Genomic DNA, 15,664 nt, shown 5'->3' with positions numbered 1-15,664 from the left:
CCTGGTGCCCAGCACAAAGCGCCTGTTAGCAACAGTCCCGGCGGTCGCCCTCTTGAGCGCCGCCCTTGCCGTGCCCCCGGCTCAGGCGACCTCCGTCGCCACATACGAGCCCACGGCCGCGGACTACTACATCAACTACGCACCCCCGCAGGTCCAGAAGGACGTCAAGGAGCCGTCACTCGGCAACCAGAAGGCCCGCTCGCTGACCCCGGCCGAGAAATTCGACCGGAAATTCAGCAGCGGCAACCCGGCCGCCGGCCGCGTGCTCGCCGCCCGCGAGCGCGAAGCCATCAGAACCGGCCGCAACCCGGCTGAATGGATCTTCAAGAAGTCGAAGCAGGCCCGCACGGCCAAGCTCCTGACCATCCTCGTCGAGTTCGACGACCAGGCCAACGACGACTTCTCCGGCTTCAACCGCCTGCGCACGGTGGACAGCGCCCCCGACGACTGCGTGGTCGAGCCGCCCGGCACCCTGCTGAACGGCCCGCTGCACAACAACATCCCCGACCCGGCGAAGCTGCCGTACAAGGACAACAACACGTTCTGGGTCAAGGACTTCAGCCCCGAGCACTACAACAAGATGCTCTACACCGACAAGGGCATCACCGAGCGCGTGCGCAAGGACCTGAAGGACCCCCGCGACGGCAAGCCCGGCATCGACATCTCCGGCCACACGCTGAAGAAGATGTACGAGGAGATGTCCAAGGGCGCCTACTCCGTCACCGGCTCCGCCGTCGGCTGGATCAAGGTCCCGCACTCCGAGGCCTGGTACGGCGCCGCGGCCTGCGGCGGCGCGCCGCAGGACATGTCCGGCCACCCGGACAACCCGCTCGGCGCGCAGCAGCTGCCCATCGACGCGGTCAACGCCCTGGCCGCCGCGCAGCCCGACTTCCCGTGGGAGGACTACGACGTCGAGGACGTCTCCGACGCCGACGGCGACGGGAACTTCGCCGAGCCCGACGGTGTGATCGACCACCTGGTGCTGGTGCACGCCGGCAAGGACAAGAGCTCCGACGGCGGCGCCGAGGGCACGTACGCGATCTGGGCGCACTCCAGCGCGGTCGCCGGCGGCCACCAGATCCCGGGCAGCGACAAGAAGATCGCCAACTACATCGTGCAGCCCGAGGACGCCGGCGTCGGCGTCTTCGCCCACGAGTACGGCCACGACCTCGGCCTGCCCGACCTGTACGACACCACCGGCGCGGCCAGCTCCGCCGTGGACTTCTGGGACCTGATGTCCAGCGGCTCCCACGCCGGCCCCATCTACCAGTCGATGCCCAGCCACATGAGCCTGTGGGGCAAGTGGGTGCTCGGCTGGGCCAACCCGAAGGTGTTCGACCCGGGCGACAAGGCCAGGCTCGTCACCGTCGGCCAGTCGTCGCGCACGCCCAAGCTCACCGAGGACGGCGTCCGGGTCAACCTGACCTCCGCCCCGCTGAAGATGGTCGAGCCGCACAGCGGATCGAACGCCTGGTGGAGCGGCCCCGAGCAGGACTGGGCCAACCTCACGCTGAACCGCGACCTTGAGGTCCCCGCCGGCTCCGACGTCAAGCTGTGGATGTGGAACAACTACGAGATCGAGTCCGACTGGGACTTCGGCTTCGTGGAGGTCTCCACCGACGGCGGCCAGACCTGGACCCAGCTCAAGATGTTCGACGAGGCGGGCAACGAGGTCACCACGCCTGACGACTACCCCGACCCGCACGGCAACCTCGTCACGTTCGGCAACAAGAAGCACGGCGTCACCGGCGGCACCGGCGGGGTCTGGCGGCACGACTACGTGGACCTGACGCCGTACGCCGGTCAGACGGTCAAGTTCCGGCTGACGTTCAACAGCGACGCCGCCTACCAGGAGCGCGGCTGGCACGCCGACGACTTCGAGCTCGTCAGCGACGGCACCACCGTCTGGAGCGACGACGTCGAGAGCGACACCGGCTGGAAGCCCATCGGCGGCACCTGGACCAACACCAGCGGCGGCGGCTGGGTCCGCAACAACGGCGAGCGCGAGATCTCCCGCTTCTACCTCGCCGAGTGGCGGAACTTCGACGGCTTCGACAAGGGCCTCGCCTACACCTACGACACCGACTACCTCCGCGAAGGGGCATGGAAGGTGCAGAAGGTGAAGTACAACGCCCCCGGCCTGGTCGTCTGGTACCGCGACTCGACGTACCCGAATAACAACCTCGTCAGCAGCCTGCAGCAGCCGCCGAGCATCGGCCCCAAGGGCAGCCTGCTGATCGTGGACTCCCACTACGAGCCGCTGCGGCGCACCGGCAAGGCGGCCGAGCTGGACCCGTCGCTCAACAAGAACCTGCAGGGCCGCGTCCAGACCTCCAACGCCGCGTTCGGGTTCGTCAAGACGTACCCGTTCAAGGAGTGCGTGGAGGCTCCGGACGAGCCGGGCAGCGCGTACTGCACGGACTTCAAGGCGCAGAAGCCGGTGAAGAACTTCACCGACGCCAAGACCTGGTACCCGGGCATCGAGGTGATCGACGGCGGCCTGTACTACCGGGACGCCGACGCCTCGGTGGTCGTGCCGTCGAAGAACGACCAGCCCTACAGCACGCGCGTCGTGCACCAGGACGGCACCCCGGCCACCGAGCTGTACGGCCAGGTGGTCGCCGGCTCGACGCTCGGCACCGGCAACCCCGGTGACGAGGGCAAGGCGCTCGGCGTGCAGTTCAACCTGGTGAGCCCGCTGCCGGGCAACCTCGGCGCGATCGTCCGCGTGGTCCCGCCGAAGAAGTGATCCATGGGGGCCGCCGGGCGTCCGGCGGCCCCCTACCATTGATGACCATGGCCGAATTGCGCAGCAAAGACGAGCACACCGCGGCTATCCGCAGGGATCGCCGGGTGGCGGTGGTGGTGAACACCCGCTCGCGCCGTGGCCGACGCCACTACTTCGAGGTGATCGAGCAGATCCACAACCTCGGGTTCGAGCCGCTGGCGGAGCTGTCGGTCTACAACCCCAAGCGGCTGCGCGAACTCCTCGACACCGCCCTCGCCACCGAGCCCGACCTGCTGATCGTCGGCGGCGGCGACGGCACCCTGTCATCCGCCGTGCGCCACGTCGCCCACCGCGACGTGGCGCTCGGCGTGCTGCCGCTCGGCACCACCAACAACTTCGCGCGCAGCCTCGGCCTGCCGCTCGACCTCGCCGGCGCGATCAAGGTGTTCGAGACCGGCAAGGTCGCCGACATCGACCTCGGCCTGGCCGACGACCGGCCGTTCGCCAACCTCGCCAGCTTCGGGGTGTCGGTCGAGGTGGCCGGCAAGGTCAAGCCGTGGCTCAAGCGCATACTCGGCAGGCCCGCCTACCCGCTCACCGCGCTGACCATCCTGCCGGGGCACCGGCCGTTCCGCGCGTACATCACGGTCGAGGGGCAGCGTCACGAGCTGCTGACCCACCAGCTCAACATCGCCAACGGCCGCTTCCACGGCGGCTGGCAGGTGGCCAAGGACATCAGCATCGACAACGGCATGCTGGTGGCGTACCAGCTCGGCTCGGGCAAGAAGCTGCGGCTGCTGGGCGAGACCCTGATCAGGGCGACCACCGGCCGCTGGCGCAGCCTGGCGGGCGGTCCTTTCGTCATCGGCAGGGAGATGCTGCTGGAGACCGATCCGCCGATGGCGGCCGACGTCGACGGCGAGGTGCGGCTGCGCACCCCGATCAGGCTGCGCGTGGTCCCGAACGGAGTGCGCGTGATGGTGCCGGCGGAATTCGAGGACCGCTGAGTCAGCGGCTCACGCCCAGGAGAAACCCATAGCCTTCGCCCTTTCCACGTGACTGACCGATGTACCCACGGTAAACGAGAGATCGCGTTCCGTCACGAGGGCTCTGCGTTCCCCAGCCTCCGGTACGCCTCCATGAGCGGGCCCGCCACCTCGGCGGGCGGCGGGAAGAGCCGCGCCAGCAGGTCGGGCGTGACCGTCACCGGGCGGCGTTCCGGCCGGTGCGCCGTGGCACCCGGGGCGTAGAAGTCGGCGAGCCGCTCGGCGAACGGCACGTCCGCCACCTCGGGCACCCCGCCCGCCGCCGGCTCGGCCGCCAGCGAGCCCAGCAGCCGCTCGCGCGTCCGCCCCCGCCAGGCCAGCACCAGGAACGGATCGTCGTCGAACGACTCGGCCAGCAGGTAGAGCACCGCCGACAGGTGCTTGCACGGGAACCCCCAGTCGGGGCACGAGCACTCCATGTCGAGATCGCGCGGGAACAGGTCGATGCCCATCGAGGCGAACAGCTCCTCGATCTCCGGCGGCATCTCACCGGCCAGCAGCCGCGCCCGGTGCACGGCCTGGGCGGCGATGCCCTCCTCGATGGCGCTCCAGCGCTCCTCGTCGTACGCCTCGATCCTGATCACGACCTCGTACGGCCGGGGCCGCGAGCCCTGCACCGACGCCCGCACCTCGCCCGCCGCCAGGTCGATCGCGAGCACCTGGCCCTTGCGGGCGTAGGACCGGCCGCGCGAGAGCCTGCCCTTGTCGCAGATGCGCTCCAGGATGTCGATGAAGCGGCGCGACCACCAGGTGGAGCCGATGCTGCCGCGCCGGGAGCGGGCCTTGATGCCGCCCTCGACCGCGATCGGGCCTGCGCTGTCGTACCAGTCGCGCCGGTGACGGCGTCCGTCCATGGGGCCCGCCATGGCCTCAGCCCACCCCCTCGGCGCTGAGCCGGAACACCTCGCGCAGCTCCTCCGTGGACAGGTCGGTCAGCCAGTCCTCGCCGGTGCCGACCACCCGCTCGGCCAGCGCCTTCTTGCGCTCGATCATCTCGTCCACGCGCTCCTCCAGGGTGCCCGCGCAGATGAGCTTGCGCACCTGGACGTTCTTGCGCTGGCCGATGCGGAACGCGCGGTCGGTCGCCTGATCCTCGACCGCCGGGTTCCACCAGCGGTCCACGTGGATGACGTGGCTCGCGGCCGTCAGGTTGAGCCCGACGCCGGCGGCCTTGAGCGACAGCACGAACAGCGCGGGCTCCGGGTCGTTCTGGAACCTGTCCACCATGCGGTCGCGGGTCTTCTTCGGCAGGCCGCCGTGCAGGAACAGCACCGGGCGGCCGAGGCGCTGGGCGAGGTAGGGCTGGAGGAGGGTGCCGAACTCGGCGTACTGGGTGAACAGCAGCGCCTTTTCCCCCTCTTCCAGAATTTCTTCTGACAACTGTTCCAACCGGGTGAGTTTTCCGGATCTGCCGGACAGGTGGGAGCCGTCCTTGAGCAGATGCGCCGGATGGTTGCAGACCTGCTTCAGCTTCGCCATCGCCGACAGCACCAGGCCGCGCCGCTCGATGCCCTCACTGTCGTCGATCTTGCCCAGCATGTCGTCCACGACCGCCTGGTAGAGCGTGGCCTGCTCGGTGGTGAGCGCGCACCACTCCTTGACCTCCAGCTTCTCCGGCAGGTCCGTGATGATCGACTTGTCGGTCTTCAGCCGGCGCAGGATGAACGGCCCCGTCGCCCTCCTGAGCGCCCGCGCCGCCTGCTCGTCCTGGCGGGCCTCGATCGGCTCCTGGAACCGCGTCCTGAACCGGGCGCGCGGCCCCAGCAGGCCCGGGTTCGCGAACTCCATGATCGACCAGAGCTCCGCCAGGTGGTTCTCCACCGGCGTGCCCGTCAGCGCGATCCTGGACGCCGCCGGGATCGAACGGACGGCCCTGGCCTGCAGCGTGCCGCTGTTCTTGATCGCCTGGGCCTCGTCGCACACCACCCGCCGCCACCGATGCTCCTTCAGCGTCGCCAGGTCGCGGTAGGCGGTGCCGTACGTGGTGATCACCAGGTCGGCCCGGCCGATCCCGGCGGCGTCGCGGGCGCTGCCGTGGTGCACGTACACGCGCAGGGCCGGCGCGAACCTGGCCGCCTCCCGCTGCCAGTTGCCGATCAGCGACATCGGGCAGACGAGCAGCGTCGGCTCCACGTCCGGTCCTGCGGCGGCGGCGCGTTCGTGGACCAGCAGCGCCAGCGTGGTGATCGTCTTGCCCAGCCCCATGTCGTCGGCCAGCACCCCGCCGAGCCCCAGCTCCGACAGGAAGTTCAGCCAGGCGAGCCCGCGCTCCTGGTACGGCCGCAGCGTCGCGTCCAGGCCCGCCGGCGTGGCAAGCGGTGCCAGCCGCCGCTCCGCCTGCCCCGACAGCAGATCGCCGAGCACCCCGTCGGCGTCCACCTCGAGCAGCGGCAGCTCCTCGTCGTCGCCCTGCACGATCCTGCGCAGCAGGTCGGCGGCGCTCGCCTCGCCCGTACGGCTGCCCTCCAGCGCCCGCAGCGCAGCCTTGAGCTGCCGGTCGTCCAGCTCCACCCACTGGCCGCGCATCCGCACCAGCGGCACCTTCAGCCTGGCCAGCTCGGCCAGCTCCTCCTCGCTGATCGTCTGACCGCCGACCGCCAGGTCCACCCGGAAGTCCACCAGGTCCGCCATCCCGAACCCTTGGCTGGTCGCCGCCGACTGCTTCTTCGTCCTGGTCGTCATCTTCAGGCCCAGCCGCGTACGGCCCGCCCAGCGCGGCAGCTGCACCCCGAACCCGGCCGCCTGCAACAGCGGCGCCGCCTGCCGCAGGAAGGCGAACGCACCCGCCGTGTCCAGCGTCAGCTCGCTCGGCTCCGGCACCCGCAGCGCCCGCTCCAGCTCCGGATAGAGCCGCACCGCCCGCCCGAGCCCGGCCAGCAGGTCGCGTTCGGGGTGCCCGGGCAGCCCCGTCACGCCGCCCCAGACGGTGGCGGCCGGGACGTAGAGGCTGGGGTCGTCGGCCGCCTGCAAGGCCAGCTCCACCCGCCACTGGTCGTGTGGCTCGGCGCTGGGCTCGGCTGTGGGCTCGAGGAGGCGGAAACACACGCGGGTGGCGCCCTCGGCCGCCGTGACGGCCGCGTACCAGCGCTCCAGCTCGGCCCGCAGCTCAGGAACGTCAGGACAGGCCGGGTCGGGCCCGGTCAGCGCGGCCAGCCAGCGATCGGACGGGGTGTCTCGCCCGCTGCTGCGGAGGGGAGCGGTGAGCGCACGGCGGACGATCGCGTCGGTGAACGCCTCCAGCGCCTCGGCCTGCACCTGCGCCGACGGCCGCTCGGCATCGGAGGTGCGGCACGCGGGCGGCATGGCCAGAGCCAGCTCACGAAAGTACGCGGCGTCGGCCCCGGTGAGCACCGGCCGCCACACGGCATGTCCCGGCCGGCCTGCTGCGAGGCCGGGATGTCAGGGGGAGCGGTGCGGACCAGCTGCGGGATGACGCGTCCCCTGCGTACGAGGTCGCGGGCGAAGCCGGCGACGGCGGCCCAGTGGCGCAGGGTGGCGGTCTCCGTCCGCACCTCCAGCACCCGAAGGGCGTCGGCGGGAGCGGGGACGACGACGGGCACGAGCCAGGGCCGCAACCTGGGCCGTGAGACCTCCACCAGCCGCCCGGTCTCCGGCGACGGCAGCGGCTCCTTGGCCGATCCCGGCAACAACAGGGTCAGCTCGCGCACGTCGCTCGGCGCGCCGTCCTGCCCGGCCGCGTCGCGGAGAGACGCGGCGAGCGCGGAGGCCGGGACAGCGTGCGGATGGGGACGAGGAGCGGCGGTGGTACGCGAAGGCGAGGCACCGGCCGTGTCGGCGCTCTCCGCCCAGAACGCGAGCCCGTCACCCGCCCAGACCCCGTGTACCAGCACCTCGGCAGGCTACCTCCCCACATGCCAAGCCCAAGCCACAATCACGCCCACCCACCCCGACTCGCCCCTGCTCACCGCCGAGCCGCCACCGCCCGCGTGCCGGCCTTCGCTCGCCGCTGAGCTGCCGCCGTGCGTGTGCCGGCCTTCGCTCACCGTTGAGCTGCTACTGCCCGTGTGCTGGCCTTCGCCTACCGCCGAGCTGCCGCCGCCCCACCACCGGGCCGCCACCATTCCACCGCCGCCGCGTGTCGGCATCGGCCCGCTGTGGGGCGGCGCCGTCTCATGAGCGCTCGCGCCGGAGCCGGCCGGTCCGTTCACATCGGAGCTGGGTGTCGTCCGCGCCGAGGGCATCTGACGGCTGTTTGCGTCGGTACCGGTGTCGGCGCGTCACTGTCGGCCACCACTGCCTACCGCCGCCTGTGTGTCGGCATCGGCCGGTCGCCGGGCCGGCGCCGCCCAGCCGAGCAGGCCGAAGTGACGTGCGGCCGCCCAGCCGAGTTGGCCGGCGCGACGCCGTCCCCTGGCGCGACGTCCTCTGGCGGGACGCCATCCCCGGGCACGCCGTCCCCGGGCACGACGTCCTCTGGCGTGACGTCGTCCCTGGCGTGACGTCGTCGCCCGGCGCGACGCCGCCTACCGTCGCCGGGCCGCCGCCACCTCACCCCCTGTGAGGACATCGGTCGGCCGTCACCCCGTCTCCGGGCCGGTCGGCTGACGCCGGCCGCGTGGCGGCGGATCGGTGTCGGCAAGCCGGGATGGGCGGAAAAGGGGCAGTTCGTCTGGAGTGGGGGCATAGGAGGGGGTGTGGTGATGAAGACGAGGAGTGCGGGGATGGGGTTCGCCGGGGCGGAGGGCGCGTGGCGTGAGCGGCTGGGCTCGTTGCGGGACGTCGTACGCCAGGAGCTCGTCACCCGTCAGCTGGCTGTGCACCTGCCCGGACGACCCTGCCGGGTGCTCGACGTTGGCGCGGGCCAGGGGACGCAGGCGCTGAGGCTGGCCGCACGGGGCCATCTCGTGACGGCGCTCGACGCGTCGGGCGAGCTGCTCGGCGTCCTGGAGGCGGGGATCCAGCCGGGCATGCACGTCAGGACCGTGCACGACCGGGCGGAGCGGCTGGACGCGCTGTTCGAGCCGGGGAGCTTCGATGTGGTGCTCTGCCACGGCGTGCTGATGTACCTGGACGACCCGGACCCGCTGCTCGCCTCCCTGGCCCGCCTGCTCGCGCCGGGCGGGCTGCTGTCGCTGCTCGTACGCAACGGCGACGCGCTGGCCATGCGGCCGGGCCTGCTGGGCGACTGGCCGGAGGCGCTGCGCGCGTTCGAGGAGACCGGCTACGTCAACCGGCTCGGCGTCGCGGCCAGGGCCGACCGGCGGGAGGAGCTGACCCGGCGGCTCGCCGATGTGGGGCTGGAGGTACGGCAGTGGTACGGCGTACGCGTGTTCACCGACACCGCACCCGACACGGCCCCCGTGCCCGACGACCTCGACGGCCTGCTGGCGGCCGAGGAGCGGGCGGGCAGGACCGACCCGTACCGGAGCGTCGCCCCGCTGACCCACTTCATCGCCGCGAGCAGCCGGCACCGAGGCGGTGGATTTTCCAGGAACGCGGCGAACGCAGGGGAGTAGGCTGAAGATATGAACACTCCCGGATCGTGGTGTGAGCGGCCCAAGCCGCAGGCTCCCTCGTGCGAGCTGCCCTCCCCGTGGAGCAGGCCGAAGCAGCCCGACAACTGGTGCAAGGCCGACAAGGCCGACGGGCCGGGCAAGGATCCGGTGGTGTCCGTTCTGGGCTTCCTGCTCAAGGCCGCCACCAAGCGATAGATCCGCGATAGAAGACCACCTGTCTGGGTAGTCGCCTTCCTCAGCGGAGGAGGCGAACGTCGTGAACGACACCCACAAGCTGGTCACCGACCTCTCCGAGCAGGTCTCCAGGCTCGTGAGGGATGAGCTCCGCCTCGCCAAGATGGAGCTGACCGCCAAAGGCAAGCGAGCGGGTCTCGGCGCCGGGATGTTCGGCGCGGCGGGGATCACCGCGTTCTTCGGCGGTGGCGCCCTTGTGGCCGCCGTCATCATGCTGCTCGCTCTCGTACTGCCCGGCTGGGCCGCCGCCGCCATCGTGGCGGTGGCGCTGTTCATCGTCGCGGCGGTGCTCGGGCTCGCGGGCAAGAAGGAGGTCAAGCGGGCTCAGCCGCCCGTCCCCAGGCAGACCATCGCCAGCGTCAAGGCCGACATCGACATGGTCAAGGAGAGTGCACGGCGATGAGCGAGACCGACCCCGGATTCAGCGATCACCATGCCGGTTACGTCGGCGCCCGCAGAGCGACCGTGGGCGAGCCGACCGACCGCGAGTCCATGAACGTCCCCCAGACCCGGCCCGGGGCCGCCGAGAACGCGCACGAGGCCGAGCTGGCACGCGAGGGCCACGAGACGTTCATTCCTGAGTCCCCCGTGCGGGACGAGCGCGAGGACGCCGCCGAGCACTCGCGCACCGAGGAGAAGTCGCTGCGGGGATCCCGCGGCGGGAGGGAGCGGCGTACGTCCAGCCGGATGAGCACCCAGGGTGAGGCGGTCCCGGTACGCGGGGACGGCCACGGAAGGACAACTGAACGCGAGGCGTCCGGGCGGCGTTCGCCTCCGATGACGGAGGACGACCTGCGCCGTGAGATCGAGGAGACCCGGCGGGAGCTGGGCGCGACGGTCGGGGCGCTGATGGCCAAGGCCAACGTCAAAAACTGGGCCGGGCACGCGGCCGGCAGAGCCAGGGCCCGCGCCAGGAACCGGGCAGGGCATGCGAGAGAGGTGGCCAGGGAGCGTGCCGAGCATGCCGCCGAGGTCGCGAGGGAACGCGCCGAGCATGCCGCCGAGGTCGCTAGGGAACGCGCCGCGGGCGCTGCTGGAGTCGTCAAGGGAAGGGCGTCGCACATGGCCGACGTGGCGATCAAGGCCCGTGAAGGGGTGCCCGAGCACGTCAAGGACGCGGCGGCCGGTGCCAGGAGGCGGCCCGCGCTGCTGGTGGTGATGGTGGCGGCGGGCGCGGCCAGCGTGTTCGCGCTGCGCCAGATGATGCGGCAGCGGTCGATGCCCGCGCGCCGGACGACTCTGGGCCGGACGGTGTTCCACCTGTCCATGACCGGTCGGATGCCGCCGCGCAGGACCCCGTTCGGCCAGGCCGTACTCGGCCGGGCCCTGCCGAGCCGGACGCCGCCGCGCGGGACCCTCGCGAGCCGGACTTTCACGCGTCGGTCCCTCATGGGCCGGACGCTCCCGAGCCGGTCCCTCATGGGCCGGACACTCCTGCGCCGGACGGAGCCGCGCCGGTCGATGGAGCGCGGGATCGAGCCCTACCGGAGCGCGCTGCGCCAGGCGATGGCGACCCGGTCGATGCCGGGCCGGTCGCTGTCGGAGCGTACGGCGCTGAGCGAGTCGGTGGCGCGCCGGGTGATGCCGGCCCGGACGGCGCTGAGCGAGTCCGTGGCGCGCCGGGTGAAGCCGAGCCGGACGGCGCGCGGCCGGTCGATGTCGTTCCTGACGAGGACGAGGCGGCCCATGGCCCGGCGTCGCCTGGTCGAGGTCGGGCGGCACCGGGACCGGATCCGGATCGTCATCAGGCTTCCATAAAGGCGGCAGAAGCCGCAGGGCCTGCGGCGGGACGCAGGGTCCCGGCGGGTAGCCTTCCAGGGTGATGCGTGGAACGGTGGCCGCCGCCCTGCTCGTCCCGCTGCTCGCCGTGTCCGGGTGCGGCGCCGGGGAGTGGGTGACCGACTACGGGAAGGTCGCCAAGGGCGGCAAGGGCACGAGCGTCCAGGTGGAGGTGACGCCGGGGCAGCGGTTCTCGCTGGCCGTGCCGGAGAACCGCTCGGTGGGCGACGACTGGGACCTGGTGGAGCTGCCCGACACGAAGGTGGCCTCGTTCATCAGCGAGGAGCACGAGAGCGAGGGCGACGAGCCCGGATCGAGCGGCACCGCGTACTTCGTCTTCAACGGCAAGCACCCCGGCACGACCGAGATCAGGCTGCGCGACTGCTGGCGCTGCGGGCAGGACAGGACGCCCGCCACCGAGGAGAGCAGGCAGCAGTCAGGCGAGGCGGTCTTCACGGTGACCGTGCGCGAGCGGCCGTCCACCGGCATTCCCCGCTAGCCGAGCCGCCCGTAGGCTGCGCGGCATGGACTTCATCCGGGTCCGCGCGTCCTCCGACGGCGCGGAGACGATCTCGTACTGGACCGGCGACGTCTACGGCTGGCAGGACGACGACGGCCCGCACCACCTGTTCGGCTTCGAGGGCGTGAACGTCGCCAGAGCCGTCGAGACCGGCGACGGGTGGCGGCTGCTCGCCCGTGAGGCGGCGCTCTACCTCGACCCCCGCGACCGGCGGGTCCTCGACACCTGGCACAACCCGCTCACCGGGCGCGACGTCGAGGTCCAGCACGTCTTCAACGACCCGGTCAACCAGCGCCTCGGCGGCCACCCGGTGCCGGAGACGCGGCTCGGCGGGCAGGTCGTCTACAACGTGGACGTCCGGCTCGCCTACCCATCGCCGCTCAAGGTGGCCGAATATCCGGAGAACTCGGCGAGCGACACCTACCGGGCGCTGGAGCTGTTCCAGTTCTTCGTCGCGGCGGCCGACCTGGACTCGGGCGTGCCGGACGTGCCGTGCGTGTTCTCGTGGTGCCGGGTCTCGCCGTGGCTGCCGTGGATGGCGATGGGGCAGCGCGGTGGCGGGCTCGTCTACCACTGCCGGGGCGCGAAGGTGCCGGAGGTCCCCGTACGGCTGCGCGAGCGGATCGGCGAGCACTTCCTGCACGCGCCGGAGCGCTGGTCGGAGCCCAACATGACGAGCTGGACGGCCTTCGCACGCCGCGCGAGAGGCGGCCAGGGCGCAGGCACGGGTGAGCGGTAGGTGGAGCGGTAGGGTCGGCGCGTGAGCACTGACCTGTTCTGCGAGATCATCGCCGGTGAGCGAAGCGCCCACATGGTGAGCTCCGACGACGTGGCGCTGGCCTTCCTCGACATCCGGCCGGTCTTCAAGGGACACGTGCTGGTGGTGCCGCGCGTCCACGTCGAGACGCTCACCGACCTCGATGACGTCGGGCCGTTCTTCGAGCGGGTCAAGGCCGTGGCGCGGGCTGTCGAGGAGGGCCTGGAGGCCGGTGGCACGTTCGTGGCGATGAACAACCGGATCAGCCAGAGCGTCCCCCACCTGCACGTGCACGTGGTGCCGCGCCACAGGAAGGACGGGCTGCGCGGCTTCTTCTGGCCGCGCACCACGTACGAGTCCGCCGACGAGGCCGCCTCCTACGCCGCCCGCATCGCCAAAGCCCTCTGAGCCCCCTCCGGAAACACCCCTGCGCTGAAAGCGCCGAGGGACCGCGTCCGCGAGCGCTCAGGGGACTGCGCTGAAAGCGCCGTGAGACCGCGCCCGCAGTGCTGAGGGGACTGCGCTGGAAGCGCCGAGGGATCCGCGCCCGTAGCGCTGAGGGGACCGCGCCGAAAGCGCCGGGGGTGCGTCGAAGACGCGAGCGGGGCGTGCGGAAAGCGCGGCCGGGGGCTCGCGCGCACTCGGCTGCGCGGCCGCTGTGAGCTAGGCTCAGGCCGCGTGGAGTACCTCGTCGGCTCGGCCGTCGTCGCGGTGCTCGTCGGCGTGCCCGGCGTCGTGCTGTGGCGGGTCATGCGCGGGCGCAGGGAGCTGGGCACCAGCCCGGCCGAGCGGGCGACGTTCGAGACCCTGCACACCGCCTCCATGGCGGGGCCGCCGCTGCGGGCCGGGCTGACCGCCGACGGCGCCGAGCGCGCCTCCCGCCACCTGCGCAAGCTGCTCGGCTCGGCCGCCCTGGCCATCACCGACGGCGAACGCCTGCTCGTCTACGACGGCGAGGGCGACGACCACCACGCCGGCCAGGCGTTCGAGCACGCGGCGGCCACGCTCAAAGACGGCCGCACCCAGGTGCTCACCATCGACTGCGACCTGCTCGAATGCCCCATCAGGCACGCCGTGGTGGTGCCGCTGACCACCGACGACCGGGTGGTGGGCACGCTCGCCGCCTACGGGCAGAACGCCTCGGCCGGGCTGGTCAGAGCCGCCCAGGAGGTGGCCGGCTGGGTGGACTCGCAGCTTGAGCTGGCCGAGCTGGACCGCTCGCGCACGCTGCTCATGGAGGCCGAGGTGCGGGCGCTGCGCGCGCAGATCTCGCCCCACTTCATCTACAACTCGCTCACCACGATCGCCTCGTTCGTGCGCACCGACCCCGAGCGGGCCAGGGAGCTGCTGCTGGAGTTCGCCGACTTCACCCGCTATTCCTTCCGGCGGCACGGCGAGTTCACCACGCTGGCCGAGGAGCTGCGCTCGATCGACCGCTACCTGATCCTGGAGCGGGCCAGGTTCGGCGACCAGCTTCAGGTGACGCTGCGCATCGCGCCGGAGGTGCTGCCGGTCGCGGTGCCGTTCCTGTGCCTGCAGCCGCTGGTCGAGAACGCCGTACGCCACGGTCTTGAGAGCAAGAACGGCGTCGGCCGCATCACGATCATCGCCGAGGACGCGGGAGCGGAGTGCCGCATCAGCGTCGAGGACGACGGGCTCGGCATGGACCCCGAGCGGCTGCGCCGCATCCTCGCGGGTGAGATCGCCCCGGCGGGCGGCGTCGGGCTGGCCAACGTGGACGAGCGGCTGCGACAGGTCTACGGCGACGAGTACGGGCTCGTGGTCGAGACCGCCAAGGGCGCCGGCACCAAAGTCAACATCCGATTGCCGAAATATCACCCAGGTGTCTCCGCCCGTTGACCTCGATCTTCGATGTCGGTTTCATCACTGTCTATGGCACAACTCCGGGTACTCGCGGTCGACGACGAGCTGCCCGCTCTGGAAGACCTGTCGTATCTGCTGCGCGCAGACCCCAGGATCGGGGAGGTGGTCACCGCGAGGGACGGCGCGGCCGCGCTGCGCCTGCTCGACCGTGCCATCGCCGAAGGAAGACCGATCGACGCCGTGTTCCTCGACATCAGGATGCGCGGCCTCGACGGCGTGGTGCTCGGACGGCTGCTGTCGCAGTTCGCCAACCCGCCCAGGGTGGTGTTCGTGACCGCGTACGAGGAGCACGCGGTGGACGCGTTCGAGATCAAAGCGGAGGATTATCTGCTCAAACCGGTGCGGCCCGAGCGGCTGGCCGAGGCGATCAGGCGGGTGGCGGTCTCGGCCGACGTGCCCGCAGAGGGCGGCGAGAGCGACACGATCCCGGTCGAGCTGGGCGGGGTGACCCGGTTCGTCTCCAGCGCCGACGTCATCTACGTGGAGGCGCACGGCGACTACGCCCGCCTGCACACCGCCTTGGGCAGCCACCTGGTGCGCATCCCGCTCGCCACGCTGGAGGAGCGCTGGTCGTCGGCCGGGTTCGTCCGCGTGCACCGCAGCCACCTGGTCGCCGTCAAGCACATCAAGGAGCTGCACATCGACTCGGGCAAGTGCACCGTACGCGTCGGGGACACCGAGCTGCCGGTCAGCCGCCGGCACACCCGGGAGCTGCGCGACCTGCTCGTGCGGCGGGCCAGGAAAGGCAGGCACGAATGAGCCCCGAGCCGCGTCAGGGCCGGCGCTCGCCGCTGCCCCGCACCGACGGGACGCGCCGCTCCGCCGACGGCTCCCGGCGCGCGCCGGACGGCCGCAGGGGCGCCGACGTGCCGCGCCGCGTCGCCGTCACCAGCCCCCGTACGGCCGCCGCCCGCCGCCCGCGCTACCCCGCCACCCGCGAGATCGACGAGCAGACCCGGCTCGGCGAGGTCTACATGCACTCGCTGCTGCGCACCCAGTTCCGGCTGGCCATGTTCGTCTGCACGGTGCTCGCCTGCGTCGTCGGCGGGCTGCCGCTGCTGTTCCTGCTCATCCCCGAGCTGCGCGAGGTGCACCTGCTGGGGGTGCCGCTCCCGTGGGCGGTGCTCGCCGGGCTGATCTACCCGGCCTTCGTCACCGGTGCCTGGCTCTACGTCCGCCAGGCGGAGCGCAACGAACGCCACTTCGCCGAACTGGTCGAACGCCGGTGAAGGCGCGGGC

Annotated in this window: 14 protein-coding genes; 12 read left to right on the top strand and 2 right to left on the bottom strand. The window is 71.7% G+C overall.

Annotation, left to right across the window (positions count from 1 at the left end; all coding sequences use genetic code 11):
* Positions 1–52: 52 nt before the first annotated feature.
* Positions 53–2,749 carry an immune inhibitor A domain-containing protein gene (locus ACFMQL_RS01875; RefSeq protein WP_364066670.1) on the top strand — a complete coding sequence of 899 codons (2,697 nt, stop codon included), beginning with the start codon at positions 53–55 and terminating at the stop codon, positions 2,747–2,749.
* A gap of 47 nt (positions 2,750–2,796) precedes the next feature.
* The gene (locus tag ACFMQL_RS01870; protein ID WP_364066668.1) at positions 2,797–3,735 is read left to right on the top strand and encodes a diacylglycerol kinase family protein; all 939 of its coding nucleotides are present in this window, start codon (positions 2,797–2,799) and stop codon (positions 3,733–3,735) included.
* Positions 3,736–3,827: 92 nt separating this feature from the next.
* Here ACFMQL_RS01870 and ACFMQL_RS01865 read toward each other — a convergent pair whose 3' ends face one another.
* Both ACFMQL_RS01865 and ACFMQL_RS01860 read right to left on the bottom strand, forming a co-directional pair.
* Entirely contained in the window at positions 3,828–4,628 is an 801-nt protein-coding gene (locus tag ACFMQL_RS01865) for an SWIM zinc finger family protein (RefSeq protein WP_364066666.1), read from the bottom strand.
* A 16-nt stretch (positions 4,629–4,644) separates the two neighbouring features.
* A complete protein-coding gene (locus ACFMQL_RS01860) occupies positions 4,645–7,137 on the bottom strand; it encodes a DEAD/DEAH box helicase (protein WP_378784305.1) in 2,493 nt (830 codons plus the stop codon).
* Between the two features lie 1,298 nt (positions 7,138–8,435).
* Here ACFMQL_RS01860 and ACFMQL_RS01855 point away from each other — a divergent pair.
* The 10 genes from ACFMQL_RS01855 (at position 8,436) to ACFMQL_RS01810 (ending at position 15,654) form a co-directional block, all read left to right on the top strand.
* Positions 8,436–9,251: a methyltransferase domain-containing protein gene (locus ACFMQL_RS01855; protein WP_364066662.1), complete on the top strand. Its 816-nt coding sequence runs from the start codon at positions 8,436–8,438 to the stop codon at positions 9,249–9,251.
* A 9-nt stretch (positions 9,252–9,260) separates the two neighbouring features.
* Positions 9,261–9,446 carry a hypothetical protein gene (locus ACFMQL_RS01850; RefSeq protein WP_364066660.1) on the top strand — a complete coding sequence of 62 codons (186 nt, stop codon included), beginning with the start codon at positions 9,261–9,263 and terminating at the stop codon, positions 9,444–9,446.
* Between the two features lie 61 nt (positions 9,447–9,507).
* On the top strand, positions 9,508–9,888 hold the full coding sequence (locus ACFMQL_RS01845) for a phage holin family protein (RefSeq protein ID WP_364066658.1): 381 nt from the start codon (positions 9,508–9,510) through the stop codon (positions 9,886–9,888).
* Positions 9,885–11,243, top strand: a complete 1,359-nt coding sequence (locus ACFMQL_RS01840; protein ID WP_378784303.1) for a DUF3618 domain-containing protein — start codon at positions 9,885–9,887, stop codon at positions 11,241–11,243. The genes ACFMQL_RS01845 and ACFMQL_RS01840 overlap by 4 nt, the downstream gene beginning before the upstream one ends.
* Positions 11,244–11,307: 64 nt before the next feature.
* Positions 11,308–11,763, top strand: a complete 456-nt coding sequence (locus ACFMQL_RS01835) for a protease inhibitor I42 family protein (RefSeq protein ID WP_364066706.1) — start codon at positions 11,308–11,310, stop codon at positions 11,761–11,763.
* Between the two features lie 25 nt (positions 11,764–11,788).
* Positions 11,789–12,523: a DUF1838 family protein gene (locus ACFMQL_RS01830; RefSeq protein ID WP_364066654.1), complete on the top strand. Its 735-nt coding sequence runs from the start codon at positions 11,789–11,791 to the stop codon at positions 12,521–12,523.
* A gap of 21 nt (positions 12,524–12,544) precedes the next feature.
* The gene (locus ACFMQL_RS01825; RefSeq protein ID WP_364066653.1) at positions 12,545–12,949 is read left to right on the top strand and encodes an HIT family protein; all 405 of its coding nucleotides are present in this window, start codon (positions 12,545–12,547) and stop codon (positions 12,947–12,949) included.
* A 270-nt stretch (positions 12,950–13,219) separates the two neighbouring features.
* A complete protein-coding gene (locus ACFMQL_RS01820) occupies positions 13,220–14,401 on the top strand; it encodes a histidine kinase (RefSeq protein WP_364066651.1) in 1,182 nt (393 codons plus the stop codon).
* Between the two features lie 33 nt (positions 14,402–14,434).
* A complete protein-coding gene (locus tag ACFMQL_RS01815; RefSeq protein WP_364066649.1) occupies positions 14,435–15,184 on the top strand; it encodes a LytTR family DNA-binding domain-containing protein in 750 nt (249 codons plus the stop codon).
* Positions 15,181–15,654 (top strand): hypothetical protein, encoded by a 474-nt coding sequence (locus tag ACFMQL_RS01810; protein ID WP_364066647.1) that lies wholly within the window; start codon positions 15,181–15,183, stop codon positions 15,652–15,654. The genes ACFMQL_RS01815 and ACFMQL_RS01810 overlap by 4 nt, the downstream gene beginning before the upstream one ends.
* The last annotated feature ends 10 nt before the right edge of the window (positions 15,655–15,664 follow it).

Source organism: Nonomuraea fastidiosa (genome assembly GCF_042751225.1).
In the GTDB taxonomy this organism is placed as follows: Bacteria; Actinomycetota; Actinomycetes; order Streptosporangiales; family Streptosporangiaceae; genus Nonomuraea; species Nonomuraea fastidiosa.
The sequence above is the reverse complement of the archived record's forward strand: the minus strand, read 5'-3'. Positions and strand labels throughout refer to the sequence as shown.